This is a genomic window from Spirosoma pulveris (genome assembly GCF_054781875.1).
Map to the genome: position 1 here is coordinate 323,158 of NZ_BAAGTO010000006.1, position 26,746 is coordinate 349,903.

Annotated in this window: 17 protein-coding genes; 5 read left to right on the plus strand and 12 right to left on the minus strand. The window is 53.9% G+C overall.

Going from position 1 to position 26,746, the window contains the following annotated elements:
* The first annotated feature begins 45 nt into the window (after positions 1-45).
* Positions 46-3,264, plus strand: a complete 3,219-nt coding sequence (locus ACYVJM_RS21025) for a SusC/RagA family TonB-linked outer membrane protein (protein ID WP_461150199.1) — start codon at positions 46-48, stop codon at positions 3,262-3,264.
* 48 nt (positions 3,265-3,312) lie between these two features.
* Positions 3,313-4,809, plus strand: coding sequence for a SusD/RagB family nutrient-binding outer membrane lipoprotein (locus ACYVJM_RS21030; protein ID WP_461150200.1), 1,497 nt, complete (start codon positions 3,313-3,315; stop codon positions 4,807-4,809).
* Between the two features lie 80 nt (positions 4,810-4,889).
* On the opposite strand, the gene ACYVJM_RS21035 is transcribed toward ACYVJM_RS21030, so the two are convergent.
* The 3 genes from ACYVJM_RS21035 to ACYVJM_RS21045 all read right to left on the minus strand — a co-directional run bounded on the left by ACYVJM_RS21035 (position 4,890) and on the right by ACYVJM_RS21045 (position 7,887).
* Positions 4,890-6,581: a tetratricopeptide repeat protein gene (locus tag ACYVJM_RS21035; RefSeq protein WP_461150201.1), complete on the minus strand. Its 1,692-nt coding sequence runs from the start codon at positions 6,579-6,581 to the stop codon at positions 4,890-4,892.
* A 125-nt stretch (positions 6,582-6,706) separates the two neighbouring features.
* The gene (locus ACYVJM_RS21040; protein ID WP_461150202.1) at positions 6,707-6,925 is read right to left on the minus strand and encodes a copper chaperone; all 219 of its coding nucleotides are present in this window, start codon (positions 6,923-6,925) and stop codon (positions 6,707-6,709) included.
* A 50-nt stretch (positions 6,926-6,975) separates the two neighbouring features.
* Positions 6,976-7,887: a hypothetical protein gene (locus tag ACYVJM_RS21045; RefSeq protein WP_461150203.1), complete on the minus strand. Its 912-nt coding sequence runs from the start codon at positions 7,885-7,887 to the stop codon at positions 6,976-6,978.
* A gap of 293 nt (positions 7,888-8,180) precedes the next feature.
* On the opposite strand from ACYVJM_RS21045, the gene ACYVJM_RS21050 reads away from it, so the two are divergent.
* A complete protein-coding gene (locus ACYVJM_RS21050; RefSeq protein ID WP_461150204.1) occupies positions 8,181-9,575 on the plus strand; it encodes a TIGR00341 family protein in 1,395 nt (464 codons plus the stop codon).
* Positions 9,576-9,580: 5 nt separating this feature from the next.
* On the opposite strand, the gene ACYVJM_RS21055 is transcribed toward ACYVJM_RS21050, so the two are convergent.
* From ACYVJM_RS21055 to ACYVJM_RS21070, 4 genes are all read right to left on the minus strand, one after another.
* Positions 9,581-9,832: a hypothetical protein gene (locus ACYVJM_RS21055; protein WP_461150205.1), complete on the minus strand. Its 252-nt coding sequence runs from the start codon at positions 9,830-9,832 to the stop codon at positions 9,581-9,583.
* A 118-nt stretch (positions 9,833-9,950) separates the two neighbouring features.
* Positions 9,951-11,315, minus strand: coding sequence for a sensor histidine kinase (locus ACYVJM_RS21060; protein ID WP_461150206.1), 1,365 nt, complete (start codon positions 11,313-11,315; stop codon positions 9,951-9,953).
* Positions 11,316-11,383: 68 nt separating this feature from the next.
* On the minus strand, positions 11,384-12,061 hold the full coding sequence (locus tag ACYVJM_RS21065) for a response regulator transcription factor (RefSeq protein WP_461150207.1): 678 nt from the start codon (positions 12,059-12,061) through the stop codon (positions 11,384-11,386).
* A 107-nt stretch (positions 12,062-12,168) separates the two neighbouring features.
* Positions 12,169-14,385 (minus strand): bifunctional alpha,alpha-trehalose-phosphate synthase (UDP-forming)/trehalose-phosphatase, encoded by a 2,217-nt coding sequence (locus ACYVJM_RS21070; RefSeq protein ID WP_461150208.1) that lies wholly within the window; start codon positions 14,383-14,385, stop codon positions 12,169-12,171.
* Between the two features lie 222 nt (positions 14,386-14,607).
* On the opposite strand from ACYVJM_RS21070, the gene treS reads away from it, so the two are divergent.
* Positions 14,608-17,952, plus strand: a complete 3,345-nt coding sequence (treS, locus tag ACYVJM_RS21075) for a maltose alpha-D-glucosyltransferase (protein WP_461150209.1) — start codon at positions 14,608-14,610, stop codon at positions 17,950-17,952.
* Between the two features lie 29 nt (positions 17,953-17,981).
* Here treS and ACYVJM_RS21080 read toward each other — a convergent pair whose 3' ends face one another.
* The 5 genes from ACYVJM_RS21080 to ACYVJM_RS21100 all read right to left on the minus strand — a co-directional run bounded on the left by ACYVJM_RS21080 (position 17,982) and on the right by ACYVJM_RS21100 (position 23,765).
* Positions 17,982-19,277, minus strand: coding sequence for a sugar MFS transporter (locus ACYVJM_RS21080; protein ID WP_461150210.1), 1,296 nt, complete (start codon positions 19,275-19,277; stop codon positions 17,982-17,984).
* 56 nt (positions 19,278-19,333) lie between these two features.
* Positions 19,334-20,521 (minus strand): N-acetylglucosamine-6-phosphate deacetylase, encoded by a 1,188-nt coding sequence (locus ACYVJM_RS21085; protein WP_461150211.1) that lies wholly within the window; start codon positions 20,519-20,521, stop codon positions 19,334-19,336.
* Positions 20,518-21,285 (minus strand): glucosamine-6-phosphate deaminase, encoded by a 768-nt coding sequence (locus tag ACYVJM_RS21090; protein WP_461150212.1) that lies wholly within the window; start codon positions 21,283-21,285, stop codon positions 20,518-20,520. The genes ACYVJM_RS21085 and ACYVJM_RS21090 overlap by 4 nt, the downstream gene beginning before the upstream one ends.
* Positions 21,286-21,397: 112 nt before the next feature.
* On the minus strand, positions 21,398-22,420 hold the full coding sequence (locus ACYVJM_RS21095) for a Gfo/Idh/MocA family protein (RefSeq protein ID WP_461150213.1): 1,023 nt from the start codon (positions 22,418-22,420) through the stop codon (positions 21,398-21,400).
* Between the two features lie 13 nt (positions 22,421-22,433).
* Positions 22,434-23,765, minus strand: coding sequence for a Gfo/Idh/MocA family protein (locus ACYVJM_RS21100; RefSeq protein WP_461150214.1), 1,332 nt, complete (start codon positions 23,763-23,765; stop codon positions 22,434-22,436).
* 225 nt (positions 23,766-23,990) lie between these two features.
* Here ACYVJM_RS21100 and ACYVJM_RS21105 point away from each other — a divergent pair, with 225 nt between their 5' ends.
* Positions 23,991-26,732: a bifunctional YncE family protein/alkaline phosphatase family protein gene (locus ACYVJM_RS21105; protein ID WP_461150215.1), complete on the plus strand. Its 2,742-nt coding sequence runs from the start codon at positions 23,991-23,993 to the stop codon at positions 26,730-26,732.
* The last annotated feature ends 14 nt before the right edge of the window (positions 26,733-26,746 follow it).

The following is a 26,746-nucleotide window of genomic DNA, read 5'->3' on the forward strand; positions in this document are numbered from 1 at the left end:
GAAAGAACTCTTCGTTTATTTTTAATCAAAAGGCTATTCATAACGATGATAGCCTTTTTGTTTTACGGATCACTATGGGCTCAGACACCCATTCAGGGAACGGTGCTCGATGCCAAGAAAGAGCCGCTCGTCGGTATAAATGTGCTGGTAAAAGGAACTACGCGCGGAACGGTTACGGACGTGAACGGCAAGTTTACTGTCAATGCCGACCCGGCCGCAACGCTGATTTTCTCGGGCGTCGGTTTTGTTCGGCAGGAAGTGCCCGTGGGGAGCCGGACGGATGTGTCGGTGACGCTTGCCGAAGATAATGCCGTGTTGAGCGAAGTAGTGGTTACCGCGCTGGGTATCAAACGGGACAAGCGTTCATTAGGGTACTCCATTCAGGAACTAAACGGGCAGGATATTTCGGCGGCTAAAGAAGCCAATGTAGCCACAACGCTGGCCGGTAAAATGGCCGGTGTGCAGGTGACCCGCTCGGCCAACGGTGCCGGGGGCTCGTCGCGGGTGATTATCCGGGGGGCTAACTCGCTCGTGGGAAACAGCCAGCCGCTGTATGTGATTGACGGCATCCCGATGGATAACCAGAACCCGCGCGCTCCCGGCAGCTCGGGTGGTATCGACTACGGCGACGGTATTTCGAACATCAATTCCGAAGATATCGAGACAATTTCTGTCCTGAAAGGCCCCAATGCGGCTGCGCTATACGGGCAGCGGGGTAGTAACGGCGTGGTACTGATTACAACTAAATCGGGTAAGAACCGCAAAGGAATTGGGGTTAAATACGGCATCGACTATTCATTGGGTGATGCGCTGGTGCTGCCCGATTTCCAGGACGAATACGGCCAGGGTCTGGATGGTACATTTACTAACTTCCGGGGCAACGACGGTAAAATCTACACCTGGGCCGCAGCACAGGCCGCCAATATCCAGGGAGTTCCCAAAATGAGCGGTGGCCGTGACCGATTTACCCGCTCAAGCTGGGGCGCTCGTATGGAGGGGCAGCCTTACGAAGACCAGTGGGGTAATCTGCTGAACCTGACCCCGCAGCCCAATACGTTCCAGAAGTTTTTCAATACCGAAAAGCAGATGGTTAACAACCTGAGTCTGGAGGGTGGCAATGATGCCGTGAACTACCGGGTGGCGTATTCCAACACAAATATCAATGGCTATGTACCGACCAATACCCTCAACCGGAACAACATCAGCCTACGAACAGTGGCTAAAGTTACCTCGAAGTTAGAGGCTGATGTGAAGGTTAATTACATTGCCCAGCAGGGCGTGAACCGGCCAACGGTTTCAGACGCGGCCGATAACCCGGCGTATATCTTTATCAGCCAGCCCCGCAGCATGCCAATGGATATTCTGGCTAATTCGGCCTGGACGGCGGCTGATATTTCCAAACAACTTGGCTATGGTACAACCCCGTTCGTAGGCCTCGAAAAAACCTACGCCACCAACTCGTCAACGGCCAATCCTTACTGGACAATGTCCCGAACCCGCAATTCCGACGAGCGGCAGCGGATTATCGGACTGGTCAGACTGAGTTATCAGTTCAACGACTGGATTCGGCTGACGGCTCGCACCGGTACGGATTTCTATACCGATCAGCGGTTCCGCTACCGCGACAAGGGTACCTACGTGACGGCCAATAAAAATGGGGATATCACCGAAGAAGTGACCCGCACCCGCGAAGATAACAGCGACGTTCTGCTGTCTCTTACGCCCAAAGTTTCAGAAGATATTTCGTTCTCGTTCAACCTGGGGGCCAACCACCAGCGTTATTACTCACGCACAACAGGAAATACCGGAAATGAATTTATTGCCCCTAATCTGTTCATCATTAACAATACGCTAACCAATTCGTACGTCTTCGGCCTGACAGAATCGGCCATCAATTCGGTTTATGGGTCGGGTTCGGTTGGGTATAAGGAGATGGCGTTCATTGATTTCTCGGCCCGGAATGACTGGTCGTCGACGCTGTCGCCCAAAAACAACTCGTTTTTTTACCCGGCCATTAGCGGTAGCCTTATTTTGACGGATGCGCTGCGGCTGCAAAGTCCTACGCTGAGTTTCCTGAAAGTGAGAGCTTCCTGGGCACAGGCGGGTAGCTCGGGCAGTCCCTACCAGCTCAACGGCAATTACTCGCTGGACCAGTATACCCAGGGCGGTATTCCGCTGGCTTCGTTTGCGTCGACCATTCCCGATCCTAACCTGAAAAATGAGCTGACCACGTCCAACGAGTTTGGGCTGGAAGCGCGTCTGTTCAAAAATCGGGTGGGCGTAACGATTGCGTATTACAACGCCAGCACCAAAAATCAGATTCTGAACGTACCGCTGCCCCCGTCGAGCACATTTACCTCCCGGCTGATCAATGCGGGTGAAATTCGTAACCACGGTATCGAGCTGTCGGTTAATGCCACGCCCGTTAAACTGGCTTCGGGTTTCTCCTGGGATGCTACGCTGAACTACTCGCACAACCGCAACGAAGTGGTTTCGCTGGCAGAAGGCGTATCTACTTATATCCTCGGCAGCGACCGGGGGGTGCAGGTCATTGCCACACCCGGCAAGCCGTTCGGTACGATTTTGGGCAACGGATTTCAGTGGCTTCGCGATGGTGCCGGGAATCGGATCATCGACCCCGCTACGGGACTTCCGGTCAAAACAAATTCCAAGATTCTGTACGAAATGGGTAACGCGCTGCCGAAGTGGATTGGCGGTTTTAACAACGTATTCCGGTACAAAGGCATCACCCTGTCGGGGCTGATCGACGTTAGCCAGGGCGGTAAAGTGTACTCGCAGAGCTTGCGTGAGGAGCTGGTGTACGGCACGATCAAAAAGACGCTGCCCGGCCGTGATGGAAGTTACATAGCTGAAGGCGTTGTCGGGTCGAAATCGGCCGATGGAAGCTGGACCGGCACCGGACAGGCGAATACCAAAACGGTGCGGGCGCAGGACTACTGGAACGTAGTGGCACCGGACAAGGATAACGTTGTGTCGGAAGAGTTGCTGAACGATGCCAGCTACGTCATCCTGCGGGAAATGACGCTTAACTACAGCTTGCCCGCGAAACTGGTAAGCCGCACGCCCTTCCGCAATATCCGGGCCGGGGTATATGGCCGGAATCTGTTCTACTTACAGCGGAAGACAGACGGCTTTGCGCCGGAAGCTTCAGCATTCAACGTCAACAACTCGTCGCTGGGCCTGGAATCGACCGCGCTGCCACTGCTGCGGTATTTCGGCGTTAGCCTGAATGTAGAATTGTAAATCGTATTGCGAGTCGATACGATTCGTTACTCAAACCTTCATGAATCAATGAAAAAAATACTGAAACCCATATACATCGCCGTTGCTCTGCTGATTGCGCAGGGATGTACGGATGATTTTGAAAAAATAAATACCCCGCCTACATCGGTCACGACCATCGACCCCGGCCTGGTGTTATCGAAAGTACAGCGCGACGCGGCTTTTTCGGAGGGGTTCGAATATCCTAATAACCAGTTCGGCTCCTGGGTACAGCAGTGGGCGGGTGGTGTGCTGATTTCGAGTTCGCGCTACGTACAGCAGGCCGACACCGATCTTTGGGCCAGCCATTACGTTTACCTGCGTAACATCAGCCAGATTCGAAACCAGCTGCTGAAGGGCCTCGAAAATGACCCGAAAGGCCGCACCAAGATTGCTATTGCCCGCATTGTGGAAATTTCGATCTGGCAGCGTCTGACGGATTTATTTGGCGATGTGCCTTATTCGCAAAGTGCGCTGGGCGTCGAAAATGTGAACAACCAGCCGGTGTTCGACACGCAGGAGGCTATTTACAAGTCCCTGATTACGGAGCTGGATGCGGCCATCGCCAAGCTTACGGTTGGGGATGAAAGCTACGGCAACGCTGATTTTTATTACAAAGGCGATGTGGCTAAATGGAAGAAGTACGGCAATTCGCTGAAGCTGCGGCTGGGTATGCGTATCCGGTATGCGAACCCTACGCTGGCCCAGAAAACCGTTACCGAAGCCATGGGACAGCCTTTACTGGAGTCGAACGCCGATAATGCTGTTATCCCGACTTATAATGATGCTACCAACGCCAACGTCCACCCGGTGCTGAACCACTGGCTGGCCGGAAGCCCCGACTTGAAATACCTGGCGGATACGTTTGTCAATCAGCTTGTTGCTACAAGCGACCCACGGCTGCCCGCGCTGGTTCAGCCAACGGTTAACTCGGTAAAAGCCGGGAAGCCTGCCTACAAAGGCATCGGGGTAGCCCTCACGGATGCGTTGTTAAAAACGATCATCAAAGACGATTACTCCACAGCTTCGCAAACAACCTTTTTCAATAAAGCCTATTCGCCCGCCATTCCCTGCGCGCACATGACCTTTGCGGACGTGAGTTTCTATAAGTCCGAGGCCGCTCTGGAAGGCTGGGGCGCCACCACCGATCAGGCCGAGAAGTTCTATCAGGACGGGGTCAAAGCGGCTATGGCAATGGCTCCCTACAACGTAACGGCTATTCCGGCAACTTACACAGAACTGTCGTTTATGGGACTGACGAAAGAGCAGAAGCTCGAAAAGATCGGGACGCAGAAATGGATTCAGCTGTTCGGTCGCTCGTACGAAGCCTTTATTGAGTGGCGCCGAATGGGCTACCCCAAACTGACGCCGGGGCCAAATGCCGGTTCGACCAACGGGCAAATTCCCCGCCGGTCGGTGTATTCGACCCAGGAGGCTCTGCTTAATAAAGCTAATTACGATGCTGCCGTAGCCCGATTCTCCAGCGGGGACTCGTACCTGAGCAAAGTGTGGTGGGATAAGCGGTAACAACACCCGTCTGAAACGGGCAAGGGGCAGCATAATCTTAAACGATCATGCTGCCCCTTGCCCGTTTCAGACAACTATGTTTATTGGCTATCGGTATCGGTAGGACTGGCAATTTTGGCTAGATCCTTATTTTCAGGAAACAGGGCCAGTCCTTTGGTAAGCCACTCGTTGCGGGCTGTTTCATCTTTCGTAACCAGTTCGTTGTACGAAATCAGGTATTTGAACGCCAGAACGAGGTCTTTTTTGTATCGGTTTCGTTCTTCTTCCTTGTCGGCCACCATGCTGATAAACTGCTCGAAGTACGGTTTGGCTTTGCCCTTCATCACCGCTTCTTCGGGGGCGTAGGCGTAATAATTGGCTTTAGCCCGGTAGAGTACCGTTGGGGCGTAATCGGGTGAGCCTTGCTGGGCCAGTGCCAGGGCCGAATCGGCCAGGGCGAACCGGAGGGTATCGCGTTCGAGTTTACCGGAACTGTCGCGTTTGAAGCCGAGGGTGTAGTTGCTCATGCCGTATCGGAACAGATCCTGTACATCGGCTTTGAAGCCATGCTTAGCCGCCGAATCCAGAATAGCGACCGCTTCGGGGTGTTTTTTTGCCCGGTAGTAATACTTGGCGATGTCGCTGTACAGGTTATCTGTGGTGTCGAAGGGGGCGGCTTTGGCGAGGTAAATCGCGCCCAGGGAGTCATCACTGGCGCTGTCGGTCGCCATGTACGCCCGGCCCAGGTACTTGTAATCGTCCGGCATGGCTTTGTCCGGCGCTTTTTCCAGGAATGTATTGATATTCTCGATGGCCTTGTCGGGCTGTTTGAGCGACGAGTAGGCCCAGCCTTTTATGCGGTATACAATCGGGTTCTGACCCAGGGCCGTCCGGTTGCTGTCGATCAGGGTAACAGCCCGCTGGAAGTCGTTGGCCAGAAAGTGAAATTGTGCCTGACGCAGCAGCGTTTCCTGCCGGGCATCGTGCGCCACCCGAACGTACTGGTCCATGTAGCTGGCTGCTTCTTTGTAGCGGTTGACCAGAAAATACAGTTCGGCGAGCTGGTTGTAGGCCGGGGCATACGACGCATTAGCTTCAATGGCTTTTTTATAGTTCTCGACGGCCAGGTTCAGGTTGCGTCCCTGCCAGTAAATATCGCCGATGCGCTGGTACACCCGCGATGGGTTCATGCCCAGTTCGAGGGCACTTTCGTAGCGGGTAACGGCCGTACCGGCATCCTTGTTCAGGTAGTGGGCATCGCCCAAGGCCAGCTGAATCGATGCGTTTTTCTTGTCGCGTTCGGTGGCCTGATTCAGGTAGTCAATGGCTTTGGCGGCATTGACCGCTTTGGCGTAAACGGGTTTTATGGACCCATTGCCGGGCGTCAGGTAGCCCGTATAAGCTTCCCCGATTCGGTATAGAATATCAGCGTTTTTGCTTTTGCTCTTTTTTAGCACCTCAGCCAGTTTAGGCTCCGCATTGGCTGCGTTATTTTCGACCAGATAGCTGATAGCCAGTCCCGTTTCGTTGAGTGGCGTGCGCTTTTCATCCATCGACAGGCCTTTGTTAAACCAGATACGGGCCGAATCGGGCTGACCCGAGCGCAGGTATCCGTAGCCCGCGTCGAACAGGCTTTGCATCGACGGACTTTGCTGCGCATTTCGGTTCAGCAGTTGCTTGGCCTCTGTAAACTGGCCAAGGTTCATCAGGGTGTTGGCATCGGGAGCGGGGGCTTGTGCCAGCGCTCCTACGGACAATCCTGACAGAAGTAAGGTTTTTATGTGCGTTCTCATGTTGCGTTTAGGTTTAGCCTCCCTGTCATGATTCGTCTTCTGGAGAAGGCATAAGCAAGGTGCAACACAGAACTAAGAGAGGGCTTAAGGATTTCTTAGAATTGCCTTAGAAGCCGATATTCTGGTTAGGCATCTACCTGCTCAGCCTGATACCCCGCCTTTTGAACTGCTTTCATGACCAGGTCGGCAATGCGGTTATCGGTGGTTTGTACGGTGAGGAGGTTATCGGGTGCTTCGGTAGCGATGTTCCAGCCATCAACTTGCTCAATGTCGTTGAGGTTCAGCGTAACGGCGGCAACATCGTCGCTCGATTTAATGTTGGTCTTGAAATTTAGTGTTTCCATATTGTTGAGTTAATTATGTATTCAATAGTCTCTGGCTGTTTAGTATATAACTAGAAAAAGAGAAAGCTGTCCCGAAACTGGAAGGTCACAGCGCCCAGGTACGCATTTTTGGTGAATACCGCTGCCCGATAGCTACCGGGTTTAAGCGTTTTTATCGGGCTAAGGCTAAACGAAATTCGCTGTGGCTTTCGGCTAAAATTCACGTTCTGCACCGCGTGGACGGGTATCACTTCATTGACATCGGCCAGAGAAACCGTTATGTCGCGCAGCGGTTCAGGCATGGCATTTTGCTGGCTGTCCGTCAGGCTTAAATACACATCCTGTACGCCATCCAGGTGCAATTCGGCCGGTATGTCCAACGAAATAGTAAGCGCATTTACTTTTTTAGCTTTCGCCGTTTCTTTTCGGTTGGCTTTGGTAGCTACAACGAGAAACGCATCGCCCGTAACGGCCGATTCCGGTACTTTCGTGAGCAGCGAAGAGTTGAGGGTGTTCAGCTGTTGCTGTAGTTCCTTATTCTGACTAAGGAGCAGACTGTTCGAATCTGTAAGCCAGTTCAGTTTATCCTGAATGGCGCCCATCTGATTTTCCAGACTGTCGCGCAGGGTGGTGAGTGTACTTACGTTTTGGCCGAGCTGCCGGATCGTGTTGCCGGAGCTGGCAGCTTGCTGCCGTAGTCCGTTCAGTTGCTGGTTGCGGGACGCTACCTGCCCATGCACGGCAGTGAGCCGTTTATTGAGCCATCCGTTTTCGTCGGTAGCCGTTTCTAACTGGCTTTCCAGACTGCGTACGTCGCCCTCCAGCCGCAGTTTGGCGGATAACAGGGAGTCGGCTCGTTGTTCGTTCAGGTCGTTTTCTTTATTGAGCGTTTGGGTACTCTGCCAATAGTAAAAACCAAAGGCTACAAGAAACGCAGTCAGCGTGGCGAGTATGCCGGTTAACAGGTTATTTCGTTGTGCCATAGCCTTGTTTGTCAATAGTGTTTGTCAATCTTATTGCTTGTGTAAAGCTGGCAGAATTGTGTTATAGGCTGCTTAAGGAAAACTTAAAATCTGCTTAGAGACTATTCTCTACCAATGAGATGCCACGGATACTTGTCTGTATAGCGTCACGGGCCGAAGCCTGTAGGTACGTTGTGAGCTATCGCGTAGAGTAAATAAGTCCACTAAAACGAATGGAATTTGGCAGTTTGCACTAATATTCGTGTAGAAAACCGGATAGCCGGTTACATTTTCCTGACCTTTTCTCAACTGATATGCTCGTTAATGACCCTAATGTGCGTCGCACCAAACGTCCGGACACCATAGCGCAGATTGGCACTTTTCTGCGCGAACGGTTCAGTCTGGAAGAAGATAAAGACGATCAGACCGGTGTGGTTCAGGCAATCAGCCGGGGTATTGAGTTTAGGGGTATTAACCTCTGGACGCTCATTTTTGCCATTTTTATTGCGTCCATTGGTCTTAATGTCAACTCAACGGCTGTCATTATCGGGGCCATGCTTATTTCGCCGTTGATGGGGCCTATTATGGGTATCGGGCTGGGGGTGGGAATCAATGATCTGGCCATGATTCTGCAATCATTGAAAAATCTTAGCATTGCCGTGGTTATCAGCCTGATTACCTCAACGGTCTACTTCCTGATTAGCCCTTTACATATTGCTCAGTCCGAATTGCTGGCTCGCACATCGCCCACCGTCTGGGATGCGTTCATTGCTTTCTTTGGTGGGCTGGCAGGTATTGTGGCGGGTTCACGGCGTGAGAAGATCACCAACGTCATACCGGGCGTTGCCATTGCTACGGCGCTGATGCCGCCCATCTGTACGGCGGGTTATGGACTCTCCATCGGCAACCTCTATTATTTTGCCGGGGCCTTTTACCTGTTTCTTATCAATAGCGTCTGCATCAGCCTGGCTACTTTCCTGATCGTTCGGTTTCTGGGCTACGATCAGAAAGAATACCCGACACCGGAAGTAGAACGGCGGGTTCGGCACACGATATGGATGGCGGTTTTAATTGTTGTCGTACCCAGTACGTACCTCGGCTACCAGATTGTCCGGAAAACGATCTTTGAACAGTCTGCCAAGCGTTTCATCGCCAACGAATGCAATTTTCAGTTTCGACAGGTCATCAAATACGATGCCCACTTTAACCGAAAGCAGAGCCGGCTGGAGCTAACGCTGGTTGGTGAGCCCTTGCCCAAAGATTCGATCAACCTGTTAACCTCAAAGATGCCTGCTTATGGGCTGAACGATGCTAAGCTAATAGTACGCCAGGGGAGTATTAAAGATGCATCTGTGGATGTCGATGCGATCACTACCTCCGTCACCGACCAGGTGGTTCGGTATAATCAGGCGTCGATTGCCGTAAAAGAACAGACTATCGATTCGCTGCGCCGGTACATAGAGCAAACCCAGTCCGAAAAATTGCCGATAGCTGATCTACGCGACGAGCTAAAAACGCTCATGCCCGATGTTCGGACGTTTACCGCAGCACGCTCGCTGGTGATGTCGGGCAATAGTTCGAAACCGGATACGGTCATGCTGGTGTATGCCCGGTTCTCCCGCCGACATACGACGGCTGAACGGAAGCGTGTTGAAAAGTGGCTTCAGACGCGTACAAAAAGTAAGCGGATCAAGCTATTGATCGAGTAAGTAGCTTATTGTCGCAGCAAGCTCGGCACATCGACCAGCCACACAATCAGGAGGGAAATCAGAAAGAGCACAATCACGAAGAGTAATAGCCAGTCGGGCTGCCGGGTAGGTTTGCTCTCTGCGAACTGATCTGATTTGGTGTGTAGGTTATTCGTATCCGTCCCGGATGACCGAAGAGAGGAAACCTCCCGGTTGAGCGTGTTTTTTTTGGGCATAGACAGGCTGTTTTCAGTACGGTCGGGCTTGGTGAACACCATACAGCCAAAGTTGATGTACCCAACTTAATATTCCCTGATAAATTCCTTAGAATCTCCTTAGAGTGAAATTAGTGAATGGTTAGCTTTAGCGAGTAAGGGAACAGCGAATAGCCAACGATCATTGAGGAATACGGATGGAGAAAACGGTGGGTTGGCCAGGGGTTGAGTCAACGGCCAATTGTCCGCCGTGCAGGCGGATAATCCGAGAAACCAGCGATAACCCGACGCCATAACCCCGAACATCGGCTGTCTGACGGCTGCGATAAAACGGCTCGAAAATGTAAGGCAGGTCATCTGCCGGGATGGAGGCTCCTGTGTTTTTTACGCTCACTATTAAGGTGTTGGGCTCCGTGCTGACATGTACCTGCGCCCGGCCATCGTCGGCAAATTTGCAGGCATTTTCCACCAGATTTTTTAGGGCCGTAGCCAGCAGCGTTCGGTTGCCGTTCAGCGTCAGCTGATCGGGGTCGTCGGGGAGCGCGCCCATACTGACCGTTACCTGATAACGGGGGTTAAGGACCGTTACTTCATCGCGGATATCCCATACAAGCTCGTCGAGCCGCACCACATCCGTCAGCATCCCGGTGGCATTGTCCTTGTTTACCTGCGAAAGTTGGAGCAGTTCGTGGGTGAGGGTTGCCAGCTCGCGCACATCGTCGAGTACCGAACGGATCGTTTGGCTATACGCTTCCGGCTCCCGCTGTTTCAGTAAACTCACTTCCAGCTGCGAACTGATTTGCGTGAGCGGGTTTTTGAGCTCGTGCGAGACGTTGGCGACAAACATACGCTGTAACCGAAACGATTCCGCAACCCGGTCCAGCAATTGGTTGATCGTTGCCGACAAGCGACTGATTTCATCATCGTCTTTGGTAACGGCTAGTCGTTCATTCCGGTTTTGCGGAAAAATGGCACTCAGCGTGTAGTCAATTTGCTGCATGGGTTGTAACGCATCGCCCGCGAAAAACCAGCCGGAAATCGCCGTAATGGCGGCAATTAGCGCAAAAAGACCCGATAGCGCCCAGATCAGACGCCGTAAAAATTCATCGCCATAAAGGTTTTTTGCGCTGGCGATAACGACGTACTGGCCGGAAGCCGTCATGAATCGAATGCCGGAAATGTAATAGCCGTTTTGTTGAAAGTCTTTCTTTTTCGATTGGCGAATGGTAATCCGGGTCGGCTTATCGATCTGCAACGTCAGGGATTCATTCGTGACGAAAATTACAGAGTCCCGGTTATCAAAAATGATAATCTTTTGCTCGGGCAACTGGTCTTTCCGAATCCGGTTCAACTGCTGAATCAGTTGCGCATCCAGCCGATGCCGAATAAGCATATCGCCCGCCGTATTGGCCTTCCGGTCGAGCCGCCGGTAAAAATCGGACGAGATAAAATACCAGCAAAAGGCATAGATACTCACGAAGGCAAGCAGCATAATACTGGATACCAAGCCCGTAAATCGTATCGTAAGCCGCTTGCGGATAGTCATATCTTATTTTAGGCGTGAGGAGTTAGAAGCGAGGAGTGAGGAATCAGCTTCGAGCTAATACTCGCTCCTCACTCCTCTTTAAACATGTAGCCCATGCCGAAATGAGTGTGGATGAGTTTCTTGTCGAAGCCCTTATCGATCTTTTTGCGGAGGTAGTTGATGTACACCTCCACGACATTGGTGCCCGTATCGAAGTTTAAATCCCAGACGTGCTCGGCAATGGAGGGTTTGGATAGCACACGTCCCTGATTCCGCATCAGAAACTCCAGTAGGGCAAACTCGCGGGCGGTCAGTTCGATTGGCTGACCATCGCGCGTAACGGTCTTGGCGTCCAGATTGATCTCGATACCGCCATACCGCAGCATCTGCGCCGTCATGGTAACCTGCGTACCCCGCTTGGTCAGGGAACGCACCCGCGCCAGAAGTTCGGCAAACTGAAAGGGTTTGGCCAGATACTGATCCGCACCGGCGTCGAAGCCCTGAATCCGATCTTCGGTTTCGTCCAGCGCCGTTAGCATCAGAATGGGTGTACTGACGCCCTCGGCCCGGAGCTGACGGCAGAGTTCATAGCCGTTTAGCCCCGGCAAAATAAGGTCGGTAATGATGGCGGCATAGGTATTTTTAAGCGCCAGCCGTTTGGCAAGCAGGCCATCATAGGCAATGTCGACCTCAAACTGGCTTTCTTCCAGCCCCTGCTGAATGGCTTGCAGGGTTTTGGGTTCGTCTTCAACGACCAGAAGTTTCATAACGCAAGTGTGTAGGGCAGGGCAAATTGGCCTGCCCTACACTACTAACTTATTTTAGGCGGGTATGTCCTGAAAAGAAGCAGATACAGGGAAGAAATCTCGGCCTATCAGGCTTCGACCAGTACGTCGCTCATGCGCTGGAGTAAGGTTTCGACGTCGCGCTGCCGGGCCAGATGGTAGCGGGCGAAAGACGTTCCCGGACCTACCTTTACGGTATAGGCCCAGTTTGGCAACTGCCGGAACATGTCTTCGTCCGTTGTGTCGTCGCCAATACTAACAATAAAATCATAAGGTGTCTGCTCGAAGATCGAGAGTGCCACCGTGCCTTTGCTATGCAGGGCGGGCTTCACTTCCACCACTTTACTACCCTGAATGACCGTGAGCGGAATGGACGAATCGGCCCGTCGGAGTTGACTGGCCAGGTCATTGGCCTGGGCTTCAATATCGTCCGTTTCGGCCATTCGGTAGTGCCACGCAATGGCAGTTTCCTTCTCTTCGATGAATGAGCCGGGAAAACGTGCCACAAACGTCTCCATCGTTGTGCGAACCGTATCGACCCAGTCGCCGGTCGATAGGTCGAGACGTTCCCAGGGCTGGTCAGGTTTTTTCAGAAAAGCGCCGTGTTCGGCCACCAGATGCACCGGAATACCCGCGAAGGTTTTCTCCAGAAAGGCCCTGTTTCGGCCACTGATCACGACCAGGTCGCTGTTTTCGGCCAGGTTGTACAGCGATTTCTTTATTTCTTCCGATGGTTTCGCCTGTGCCGGGTCGTTAATGAGCGGGGCCAGTGTGCCGTCGAAGTCAAAGAGTAAGAGCCGTTGGCGGGCGTCGCTCAGGGCGTTGATGAACGGCTGGATCGGGAGGTCGGTTTCCAAAGTTGATTGAGTCGTTTTAAGGTTGTCAAAAGCCGTAAGGAAATCGCTGCTCCAGCGGAACACATTATGGTTTTGTAAATGGGTACGCATCTTGATCAACCGCGCTTCCTGCTCGGCTGCGGGCATGAGCAGACCCTGTTTGATGGCGTCGGCTACTTCCTGTTTGTCGGTTGGGTTGATAATCAGCGCTTCGGGCAACTCCTGTGCGGCTCCCGCCAGTTCGCTCAGAATCAGCACCCCTCTGTTGTCATATCGGCTGGCCACAAACTCTTTGCAAACCAGGTTCATGCCATCCCGAACGGGGGTAATGAGGGCAACGTCGCAGGCGGTATAGAGCGCCATCAGTTCCGGGAAGCTCAGCGAATTGTACGAATAGACGATGGGGCGCCAGCCAATCGTGCCGAACAGCCCGTTGATCCGGCCAACGGCTTCTTCGATTTCGCGCTTTATTTCCTGATATTGGGGGATGGTATCGCGGGAGGGAACCACCGTGATCACAAACGTTACTTTGTCGTGCCAGTCGGGATTTTGCTCCAGAAAGCGTTCGTAGCCCAGCAGTCGGTAAGTAATGCCTTTGGTGTAATCGAGCCGGTCGACCGAGAAGATGATTTTGTTCTGGCGAAGCAGGTTCTGGTAATGCTGCCGGGTGTTGGCCACGGTTGTATCCTGCCCGCTGGTATTGAATTTGTTGAAGTCGATACTGATCGGGAAGTCTTTCACAACTACCGAGCGGTCGGGCAGAACGACCCGCTGCTCAATGATGGGCAGAGCCAGTACTTCCGTCACACTCCCCAGAAAATGCTGTACATAATCGTTGGTGTGAAAGCCAACGACATCGGCCCCCAGTAGTCCTTTTATCAGGGCCTGGCGCCAACTGCGGGGCAGCAGTTTAACGATTTCGTAGGTAGGGAAGGGGATATGGAAAAAGTAGCCAATGGTGGCATCGGGCACGGACTGCCGAACCATTTCGGGCAGGAGCATCAACTGGAAATCGTGTATCCAGATCAGATCGCCCGGTTGGACCAGGGCGGTCAGCTCTTCCAGAAAGCGGATGTTGGCCTGTTGGTAATGCTGGAAATCAGCTTCGTTGAACGATGCGTACGAAGGAAAATAGTGAAACAGCGGCCAGATCAGGTCGTTGCTAAACCCTTCGTAAAAGCCCTTGTGAACGGCCTCGTCCATAAAAACAGGGTGCGCAACGAACGTCTCATTCTCGAGAGCCGGTGCGTTGTCCTGCTGCATGGCCGCATCGCCATGGCCCACCCAGTGGATTTTGGTTGACTGGTCGCCCTGATTCTGGCCCATCTGCTCTGCCATAGATAACACCGCCGAAACCAGACCGCCCGAGTTCTGCTTCAGCTCGGGGCCGTCGTCTGTTTGCTGAATGGTAAATGGTAATCGGTAAGAAACAATTAGTAAACGTTTATAGGACGACTTAGAAGTTTTCATCAGGTTGTGGTGCGTTACTGAACGCGCAGTGTCTTACCATAAAGTTCGTAGCAGCAACTTAGAGGAGCCTTAAGCAAATCTTAGAAACTGCTTAGAAGTAGGTAAGCGGTTGACTGTTTATCTAAACTTTATGTTTCGCCCAAGGTTTCAACTAAAACCGCAAAAGCAGACCGGCGGTCCGCTGCCAACTGGTTTCAGAAGATCTTAATCGACTCAACAGGTATGATAAACGATAATGTAGAACAACAGAGTAATCTCCGCTGGTATAAAGACGCCATCATCTATGAATTGCACATCAAAGCGTTTTGCGATGGAAATGGCGATGGTATCGGCGATTTTGAGGGGCTGCTTGGCAAGCTGGATTATTTGCAGGAACTGGGCGTAACGGCCATCTGGCTGCTGCCTTTCTACCCGTCGCCCCTGCGCGATGATGGGTACGACATTGCCGATTACTACACCATCAACCCGTCGTACGGTACCATCGAGCAGTTTAAAATACTCCTTAAGGAAGCGCACCTGCGTAATCTTAAGGTAATTACCGAGCTGGTTATTAATCACTCCTCCGACCAGCACCCCTGGTTTCAACGCGCCCGGCGTGCCCCCAAAGGCTCACCCGAACGCGACTACTACGTCTGGACCGACGACCCGACGCAGTTTAGGGATGTACGCATCATTTTCCAGGATTTCGAAACTTCCAACTGGACCTGGGATCAGGAAGCGCAGCAGTATTACTGGCACCGCTTTTTCCACCACCAGCCCGACCTGAACTACGACAATCCGCTGGTACAGGACGAGGTGTTCAAAATGATCGACTATTGGTGCGAACTCGGTGTGGATGGCTTCCGACTCGATGCCGTTCCCTATCTATTTGAGCGGGAGGGTACCAATGGCGAGAACCTGCCCGAAACACACGCCTTCCTGAAGAAACTGCGCAAACACGTCGACGACCATTTTCCCGGCGTCGTCTTTCTGGCCGAAGCCAACATGTGGCCGGAGGATTCGGCTTCGTATTTTGGCGATGGCGACGAGTGCCACATGAACTACCATTTTCCGGTCATGCCCCGCATGTTCATGTCGCTGCAAATGGAAGACCGGTACCCCATTACCGATATTTTCGACCAGACGCCCGCCATTCCGGAAAGCTGTCAGTGGGCTATTTTCCTGCGTAACCACGACGAGCTGACTCTCGAAATGGTGACCGACGAAGAGCGGGATTACATGTATAAGACCTACGCCAAAGACCCGAAAGCGAAGATCAATCTTGGCATTCGGCACCGGCTGGCCCCGCTCATGGGTAACAACCGGAAGCGTATCGAGCTGCTGAACAGCCTGCTGTTTTCGTTGCCCGGTACGCCCGTGATCTACTACGGCGACGAAATCGGGATGGGCGACAATGTCTACCTGGGCGACCGGGATGGGGTGCGAACTCCTATGCAGTGGTCGCCGGACCGCAACGCGGGTTTCTCGGCTACCAACCCGCAGAAGCTGTATCTGCCCACTATTCTTGATCCGGAATATCATTACGAAGCCGTGAACGTGGAGAATCAGCGGGCCAATACCTCATCGCTGTTCTGGTTCATGAAGCGGATGATCAACCTGCGTAAACAATACAAGGCGTTTGGGCGGGGCGATATGAAATTCATGAACGTCGAAAACCCGAAAGTGCTGGCTTTTACCCGCACGTATGAAGAACAGACGCTGCTGATTGTCGTCAACTTATCCAAGTACGCCCAACCGGCGGAGGTGGAGTTGAGTGGTTTTTCGGGCTACGTGCCGGTAGAAGCGTTCAGTAAAAACGCCTTTCCGACCATTTCGAGCACCGAAACCTACTTCTTTACGCTGGCTCCGCACGATTACCAGTGGTTTGTGCTGGAGAAAGCTCCCTCCGAAGCGGCCCGCGTATTCCAGCTGCCCGGCGTGCGCGTCGACGACTGGAATGAACTGATGAGCCGAAACACGCGCACCCTGCTGGAAACGAAAGTGCTGCCGGATTACCTCCTCCGCGCAGACTGGTTCGACGATAAAAAGCAGACCATGCGGGGCATCACCATCCTGAAAAACGGAATCCTTCCGCTGGCAAACAGCACGGCCCACGTGCTGCTGCTTGAGGTGTCGTACGAGCGGGGGTTGCCGGAGTTGTTCCAGTTGATCGTTGCCTTCGTTCGGGAAACCTCAGCGGAGAAGCTACTGGCCAATTGCCCTCAGGCCGTGCTGGCGGATATGGAAGTCGGCGCCGAAACCGGCATCCTCTGCGACGGTATCTACCTGACAGAGGTTCAGTTGGCTCTGCTGCAGAACGTGGGTGGGGCAAAACAGGATGGGGTACGCAATCTTACGTTCCAGCGGACACCAAAACTGGAGGAATACCTGCGGGAGCACAGCGAGATAAAACCTAAACTGATGCCCGCCAATCCGGGATACGTATCCATCAGCTACGATCAGTGCTATTTGCTGAAGCTCTACCGACAGGTAGAAATGTCGGTCAACCCCGACACCGAACTGACGCGGTTCCTATCCGAAACGGCCAATTTCGAGTATGTACCTGCCTTTGCCGGTTCCATCGAATTGAGTACCACTGAAAAGCCCGTTATGCTCGGCACCCTGCAGGAGCAGGTAGCCAGTCACGGCGATGGGAAACGGTATGTGCTGGAGCGGATCAACAATTTCATCGAACGGATTCTGGCCCGCGACAAAACCCAGCTGGCCGCTGCCATGAACGTGCCGGTGAGCAGGTTGAGTGACCCCATTCCATTTGAGGATCTGCCGGTTGAGACAAGAGAGTTAATTGGTCAGCGGTCGGCCGATCAGTCCAGCTTGCTGGGCACCCGCATTGGCCAGATGCACCTCGCCCTGGCTTCCAATACCAGTCTGAAAGAGTTTGCGCCGGAAGAGTTTTCGCTGCACTACCAGCGGTCGCTTTTTTCGGGTTTGCAGTCGCTGGTGCGGGAAAGCTACCAGACGCAGAGACGGAATGTGCAGCGACTTCCGGAGGGGGTTCGGCAGGATGTAGAGCAGATGCTGGAACGCAAAGAGGATGTGCTGAACACCCTCAGACGGATCTATGCCCATAAGCTGGAAACCACCAAAATTCGGAACCACGGCGATCTGCAACTGGAAAAGATCCTGCTCACCGGTAAGGATCTGGCTATTCAGGATTTCGGCGGTGACCCGAGCCGGAGTTACAGCGAACGTCGGCTAAAACGGTCGCCCCTGCGCGATGTAGCGGCCATGATTCGATCGTTCTATTATGTTGGCTATCAGGGATTTCTGGAGAATAACCAGGTGCCGAAAGAAGAAACGATCAAACTGCTGCCCTACGCCGGATTCTGGGCACACTCCATGAGCAGCTTCTTCATGAAGGCGTATCTGGAAACGGTCCAGGGTAGTTCGTTTATTCCGAAAAGCACCGACGAACTGCAAATGATGCTTGAAACGTATTTGCTCGAAAAGGCTATTTCAGACTTCAATCACGAGTTAAGCTACCGTCCCGACTGGGTGCATGTGCCCCTGCAAATCATCAAGTCGATCGTCGTGTCGCCCGAAGTTGCCGTGCCGGAACTGGTATAATACAGACCGACGGTGGTGATCGTCACGCATCACCACCGTCGGATTTTGTGTCCGTAGACTGCGTAAAAAATCAGGTAGCTATAACAGACCGGCAGCAGCCAGTAGGCCTGCTTTGTGCCGAACACGTCGGCAAAGTGACCGTATACGAGCGGCATCAGGGCATTGCCGCACAGGCCCATAATCAGTAAAGACGCCCCCACTTTGGTGAAGCGGCCCAGTCCGTCGAGGGCCAGCGGCCAGATACCCGCCCAGATCAACGAGTTTGCCAGCCCCAGACTGATCAGAAACCAGAGCGAAACATCGGTCGTGTGCCCGAGCAGGGTGACGCGCCCGCTTGTGGTCAGCAGCAACAGGCTGAACGTCAGGCCGAGTAGCGTGCAAATTCGAAAGGCGTTCACCTGCCGAATCCATTTAGGAATGGCGCTGATGCCGATGATATAGCCCGTAATGGTGGCGGTGAGGATATAGGACGGAAAGACTTTGGCTTCGAGGATGGAAAGCCCCATGGAGGTGGCGTATCCAATTACGGTGTCGATGGCAACAACCTGTGCCCCCACGTGGAAAAAGATAGCGACGGCCCCCAGAACGGCCTGCGGAAATTGCAGGATACTCGTTTTGTCGGCGTTGGCGATGGCCAGTTCATCGCTTTCCTGCTCCGTGTCGATTTCGGGTAGGGGCGACCGCCAGATCAACAAGCCCAATCCCATCAAGACCACGCTGACTACCGAATACGGCACGATCACCCGCCGAATCAATGCATCCAGCGCGGCTGCCCGAACAGCGGGTTCCATAGTGGGCAACTGCTTGAACAGATCGCTGTCCGTGGGGCGCAGAATGGCAGCTGCAAACAGGAGGGGGGCCAGAATACCTGCCATTTTGTTACAGATGCCCATGATGCTGATGCGCTGGGCGGCCCGGTCGTGCGGACCCAGCACGGTGATGTACGGGTTGGCGGCTGTTTGCAGGATCGCCAGACCAACGCCGATGGTGAACAGGCCCGTCAGGAAAATCAGGTATGCCCGGCTCAACGCGGCCGGTATAAAAATCATAGCCCCCAGCGACATAGTAAAAAAGCCCACCATCATCCCGCGCTTGAACCCGACTTTCCTGAGTAGCCGCGATGCCGGAACCGACATGACGAGGTAGGAAATGTAGAACGCAAAAGCAACTAGGTACGACTGAAAATTGGTCAGTTCACAGGCGATCTTGAAATACGGGATCAGGATGGCGTTTACCCAGGTGACAAACCCGAATACAAAAAACAGCACGCCAATAATGCCGATCGAAATCGTTGTATCGCGTGGGCTAAGGGTTTTTGAGTCCATAGTTTTTAAGGGGCTTGCCACAAAGATTCATAGAGGTTGCACGGAGATACACTAAGTTATTTTTCTCTGCGCATCGCTGTGTAATAACCGTTTTTAGTAATCCCATCAACAAAAAGCCCTAACTCATCCTGCCTGAACAATACCAGATCGGCGGGGGCACCAATGGTCAAGCCGCCCTGCTGGGGCAAATTCAGCAATCGGCTGGCGTTGATTGATGCCATCTCCCAGGCTTGAGTTAGCGAAGACAACTGTAAGCGAACCAACTGGTTGACGCCCCACAAAAGTGGTTGTGCCGATCCGGCCAGTACCGTGGGTTTACCCGCCAGATGCAGCTTGCCTTCGTCGGTCAGCGTAACCTCACCGCCAACCGGCGAGTGGTAGTTTCCGGCGGGCATACCGCCCAGGCTAACGCTGTCGCTGATCAGTATGGCCTTTTCTGCTTTCATGCGGACGATAACTTTTAGCACAGAGGGCGGCAAATGAAACCCATCGGCAATGACCGTCGCGGCCAGTTCATCCTGCGCCAGTTGCTCCCAGATGTAATTCGGGTGGCGGGGTAAAAGCTGATGGGCGGCATTGCCAAGGTGAGTCGATAACCGCGCTCCCGCATCGACCGCTTCCTGAATCTGAGCCGAACTTGCCGCCGTATGCCCAATGGCCACCAGCAAGCCGTTCTCAACACACCGCCGGATGAAATCAGCCGAACCGGGCCACTCCGGCGACAGGGTAATCAAGCGTGAACGCCCACCCGACGCTTCGATAAATGAGTTTAGCAGCGACCAGTCGGGGGGCTTGACATGGGCTTTGGGATGCGCCCCGAGCGGCCCTTCTTCCGGCGAGATAAACGGCCCTTCCAGATGGATACCGCCGATGCAGGACGCCACCAGCGCAGAGGTTTCGCAGGCCCGATCAAGGGTTCGCAGAATCGTTCGAATCGCTTCGTCGGCGTTTGTGATGACCGTGGGGTAGAACGTAGTAACGCCAAGCCGCAGCAGCGAATTCGTGATTTGTATGACCTCATCGACCGTCAGGGCGGTCGTATTGAAATCAATTCCGGCGAAGCCATTTACCTGAATATCCACCAGACCGGGGCCGATGAATGGCAAGGTTTCGTCAGGCGCTTGCTCCCTTTTCTGGACGTCCGTAATGAGGCCAGCTTTGATCGTGACATCGACCGGTTCGTTCGTCTGGTAGTGAATTCCGGATAGAATCAGTGGGTCCGTATGTTGGTCGAAACGCATCATAGAAGCGCGTTGCCGAAAGACGCTTCGTCGACGTAAAGGGTGCAGTTAGGATGCGTTCGGAGAATGGACGCGGGACAGGCTGTTGCGATCGGCCCGGTCAGCATCTGGTACACCGCATCGCGTTTCGTAGGGCCGGGGACCACACAAAAAAGGCTTTCTCCGGCCATCAGCGTAGGAACGGTCAACGTGAGGGCTTCATGCGGCACATCATCCAGCGTAGGAAAACAGCCATCGTTGACCTGCTGCTGCCGACAAATATCATCCAGTTGAACCCGCTTGATAACGGCTGAATCCGCAAAATCGGCTACGGGCGGGTCGTTGAAGGCGATGTGCCCGTTTTCGCCGATGCCCAGACAGATTATGTCAATCGGGGCTTCAGTCAAACGTTTAGTGTAGGTCTGAGCGGCATTGTCCGCACGGCTGTCGATCAGATTCACCGTTCGGGGTTTGACCCGGTCGAACAGGTGTTCGCGCAGGAACATACCGAATCGTTGGGGGGCGTTTTCGGATAACCCCACGTATTCGTCCATGTGGAAAACGTCGATGCGCGACCAGTCGATGTCGGTACTTTCGGCCAGATAAGCCAGCAGTTCATTTTGCGAAGGAGCCGCAGCGAAAATTATCCGGATCGTTGGCTTTCCAGTCAGTAGGGCGTTGATTTTCTCAACAACAGCCTGCCCCGCCGATGCGCCCATCTCCTGTCGGGTTGGGTAAACATTGACCCGGAGGGCGTCGACCAGTGCTGTTTTTATGAGTTGACTCATGGGGTTTTAGGTTGCAGCGTGGACGGGGTCGCCCGAGCGATGGTACTCCGCGTTACGGAAACGTCCAGCTAAATTCAATTTCAACTAACTCGCAACATCGAACAGAATGCTTTCATTTTTCTTTCGCCAGTTTCTGTGCTTTCTGCCGTACCGTTTTCAGTAGCACCGGCACACCGCCGAGTCGTTTGCTTTCGTCGGTGGCTTCCATAAACGTGTAGATTTCCAGCGTTTCCTCTGCACTGACGGGCGATACGCCGGTCTTGAAGAACTCAATAATCTGAACGAGCAGGGGGCGGTATCCGTCATAGGGGCCAAGGGGGGCGTTGCCTTTTTCGCCGTAGGCCGTACCGCCGTATTCATTTTTGCCCGTCCGCGTTCCCCGAAAGGTACCAATCCGCCCATCGGCCCAGGTGCCCACTACGACATCGGTGCCATCGGTCTGCACCCGAACGACCTGCTTGCAGCCGGTCCCCATTGCGGTATACAGCGTTTCGACGCCGTGAATGCCGTACCAGAACAGGTCGGGGTGAGTTTTCTCCAGATGGGCCGGGCTAAAAGCATCGGCACCCAGCACGGCCCCAATCGACCCTTTGGCAACCGCCTGGGCACTGGCCGAATACCGCAGGGAGGAGGCCGAAAAAATAGGAACGTTCATCCGTTTGGCCTGCTCAAAAATAAGCAGAGCATCGGGAAGCGTACCGGCAACGGGTTTGTCGATAAAGAGCCGTTTTCCGGCTTTCAGTACCTGCATAGCCTGTTGCAGATGCGGCCGACCGTCGTTGGTTTCCAACAGAACAACGTCAACTTTCTTCAGCAAGTCGGGGATAGAGCCGACAATCTCCACGCCCATCTTTTTTACCTCTTCGGTATAGCCGGGAATGCGCTTCGTGCTGGATTCAATGTCGGCGCTCCCTTGCGGGTAGGCTGCCACCACGGTAAATCCCGCCAGGTCCGGTCCCGAATTCGGGTCGTTGAGGAGTTTCGTAAACGCGGTACTGTGCGATGTGTCCAGCCCAATGATACCAACCCGACCTTTGTCGGCTGTTGGTGTACGGGTAAAATCTGTCAGATCTGAGAAGCCAGCCGCCAAACCCAGGGTGGCAGCAGACTGAATGAAGGTTCGTCGTGTGTGCATGAGTAGGGGATTATCAAACCACTGGCATCCAGGCCGGATTATACTCCCGACCCCAGAGCTTCATGGCTTCGGGGTCGTTTTTGATCCGTCCGGTGGCGGGGTCGCAGCTTAGTGAGCGGCCTACGCGCTGGGCAATGTTGCCCAACTGGCATAGCAGCACACTTTTGTTGGCGTCCTCGATGGACGAAACCGGCCGTACGCCCGTCCGGATGGCATCGCGGAAGTTAGCGAAATGGTCGACGTCCATGTCGAAGCCCGGTCCCGATGCGGTGATCTGGTTCGAGTCGCCCGTCACCTTTTTAAGTTCTTTGTTCTTGTTGTCGTAGAGGGTGTAGCCGTTACCCTGGATAGCCATAGTGCCTTTTTCTCCGTAGAAATCGACGCCACCCGAAATGCCTTCTATGTTGCGCCCATTGCAGCTCCGGCCTTCCCAGGAAATGCTCTTCCGATTGGCGAAGGCAAAGTTGGTGAGCTGCGTATCGGGTGTTTCCCAGTCGTCCTCAAAGGCGTAACGACCTCCTACCGAGTTCACTTCCGTAGGGTAGTCGACTTCCAGACCCCAGCGGCATAAGTCGATAAAGTGCGTGCCGTTGTTGAGCAGTTCGCCGGTACCCCAGTGCCAGAACCAGTGCCAGTTGTAAGGGTGAATGTTGTCGCGGTAGTCCCGACGCGGGGCCGGTCCCTGCCAGAGGTCGAAGTTGAACCCGGCGGGAACGGGGGCGGGTTTACCATGGCCGATACTCACGCGGGTGTTGGCGTACCAGGCTTTGGCAAAGTACGCCCGGCCAATAGCGCCCTCTTTTACCATATTGATGGCTTCGACCACCTTGGGCCACGACCGGCGCTGGTTGCCCATCTGCACCACTTTCTTGTATTTATGAGCCGCTTCGACCAGCCATTCGCCTTCGCGTGGGTTGTGGCTGCACGGCTTTTCGACGTACACATGCTTCCCGGCTTTCAGGGCCAGAATAGCAGCAGGGGCGTGCCAATGATCAGGGGCGGCAATGACCAGCGCATCGATGGCTTTGTCGTCGAGAATCTGCCGGAAATCGGTAACGGTTTTTGGGGCTTTCTTCTGTCCACCGGCCAGTACGGCTTTTACACCTTTGGTAACGGCCTGATCGTCCACATCGCAGATATAGCCCACTTCGGCACCTGGTAGTTTGGCAAATCCCTGCGCCAGGGCCTCACCCCGCCCATTGGTGCCCATAATGCCGATAACCACTTTCTCGGCCGCCGAGCCGTTGGTTTGAATAAGCGGGCCGGGAGCGCTCAGGAAACCCATACTGACACTCGCTGCGGTGGCCTGTTTGATAAATTCTCTGCGGGGAACGATGCTTGCCATGAGACGGATATGGTTGGAAAAGGGGAGGGGTTGGGGTGGGGTAGCTACTTTTACTGGTAAGTAAAGAAATTTGAGAACCTCTTTTACCCTGATACAAGGGCATTAGTACGCGGCTTTTCTCTTTCGTAAATACCCGGGAAATCATTTCATAACACACCAATTTACTTCAATCCTGATACAACCCCCTATATTTATCCGCCAGACAGGTTCTGGCTACGGCACATTATGAAAATCAATTTACGGTCTATTACTTCCGGACTCTATGTACTTGCCAGTGTTTCGTTACTGAGCAGCTGTCATCAGTTTGGACCTGCCAGCGGTGGTCGGTCGGCGGTGTCGTCGGCTTATCGAACGGCTACCGATGATAGCACGCTTACCAACACATCTCCTTTTTTGATGCCGTACAACCGGGTTATCGACGGGGCGGGGGAGTCGGTGAGTTTTGGCGAGGCCAATGTCGAAAACCATAGCCTGGATGCCGTACTGCTGCCCGATAAAAAAACGCTGGTGGTGGAAGATCGCTACGGCATCGCGTTCTTCGACGTGAAAAGTCATAAGCTGGTTTCGCGTTGGGATTACAACAAAGGGTCGAGACTGAAGGGAGGCATGAGTTCCTTTTCGGGGATCAAAGCCATCGTTCACCACGATTCAACCTATATTTTCTGGGGTGCCGGTGGTCGTGATGTCGCGAACTCACACGTGATGCAGGTCGTTTGGGACGGCTCCCGTGCCCGGCTCATTCGGGCCATTCCGTTCGAACCCATTGCACCGGCTACCATCGCCCTGCCCAATGAAGTAGCGCTAAGAGAGGAATCAGGCGAACTGATGCTCTACACTGTGCTGAACGGGAATAACCAACTGGTGAAAGTCCGGGTCAACGACCAGCGGGTAATCTGGACGGCCCCCACCGGGGTGGCACCTTTTGGCCTGACACTCCTCGGCAACCGCGCCTACGTAACCAACTGGGCCGGGCCGGTTCCTGATGCTGCCAACGGCTTGGAAACGGCCGGTATTCCCTGGGGCAGCGCTTACATCGATCCAAAAACGGGCGCTATGGCCCGAGGAACGGTGTCCATCATCGACATTACCCAGGGCAAACCGGAGCGGGAGCTGTCCGTCGGGCTGCACCCCAACGCCATCATCAGCAGCCCCGATCAGCAGTTTTTGTACGTGGCCAACGGGAACAGTGATTACGTGTCGGTTATCAGCGCCAAAACCCAGCAGGTGACGGATTCCATCTTTGTGGGACTGTTCAACCGGGGGAATGGCTACATCGGCAGTACGCCTAATGGACTGACCATCAATCCGCAGGGAACTACGCTCTATGTGGCCAATGGAATGGATAACGCCCTTTGCGTGGTGGCTCTTGGCGAGAAAGCGTCGGCTACCGGGAAAGGGGCTTCGGTTATCAAAGGCTATATTCCCACGCAGGCCTATCCGTCGGGTATTGTGCTGAACGACAACGAACTGTACGTGACGAATCTGGAAGCCATCGGCGCCCGAATTGCCAACCCGGTCGATCAGGGGAGCCAGGGCAAAAATCCGTCGAAGGAATTAAAAGCCTACAACTCGCACAAACAACTGGCCTCTATTTCCTTTATTCCCGTTCCTGCTCAGGCACAACTGGATACGTATACCGACAAGGTAAAACGCATGAGTCAGCAGTTTCGGCTGGCGTTAACGGAGCAGGCACCCCGGCCAAATGTGGCGCCTAAACCCGTGCCCGAGCGCATCGGCGAGCCGTCGGTATTCAAGCACGTGCTGTATATTATCAAGGAAAATCGCACTTACGACCAGGTTCTGGGCGATATGCCGCAGGGCAACGGCGCCCCCGAACTGTGCATCTTCGGCGATAGCATCACACCCAACCAGCACCGGCTGGCGCAGGATTATCTGCTGATGGACAACTACCACGTGTCGGGTAAATCGTCGGCCGAGGGACACCATTGGGCGAGTGCGGCCATGGTAACGGATTATACCGAAAAGAGCGTTCGGGCGTGGTTCCGCAGTTACCCGCACGTGCTGTATGATGCCATGGTGTACAACAAAAAAGGGCTGATCTGGAACAACGCCCTCGACCACGGCAAAACAGTACGCATGTACGGCGAAGCCTGTTCCTGCACCTTCGACAAAAAAGCCTACGACTGGAGCAAGTTGTATCAGCTTCGGCAGGAGAGCAAACCCTTCTCGTTTACCAATACGTCGACCATCTCGCGGGTGCGGCCCATTCTGGCCATGGATTTTCCGGGCTGCGACGACGAAACCATCAGCGACCAGATGCGCGCCGATGCGTTTATCAAGGAGCTGAACGAAATAGCCGCCAACCCCAACGCCGACCTGCCAAACCTGATGGTGATGTCGCTGCCTAACGATCACACCTCGGGCATGAGCCCCGGCTTTCCAGTGCCCCGCGCTATGGTGGCCGATAACGACCTGGCCGTGGGGCGCATTGTCGATGCCATCACGCACAGCCGGTTTGCGGCTTCAACGGTCATATTCATTACCGAAGATGATTCGCAGGCGGGTTGGGACCATGTGTCGGCCTACCGAACAACGGGTTTTGTCATCAGCCCGTACTCGCGGTTGCAGAAAACGGTGCGTACCAATTACAACCAGACCTCCGTGGTGCGGACGATGGAGCAGATTCTGGGTTTGCCGCCCATGAATGTCATCGACGCCACCGCCCTGCCCATGTTCGACTGCTTCACGGATAAACCGGACTTCTCGTTTGCCTACACCGCCCTGCCCAACCGGGTATCGCTCACCGAAATGAATGCGTTGCCGGCAGGACAGAAAGGTGCGTCACTGCGCTTCACGAACCAGTCGATTCGCTTTGGTTTCCATCAGATCGACCGGGGGCACGACGACCTCCTCAACCGGATTCTGTGGTTCACGGCCAAAGGCAAAAAGAAATACCCCGCCCATCTGGCAGGTGCTGAAGATGATGACGACGACGACGACGATTAATGGTTTCTCTACGG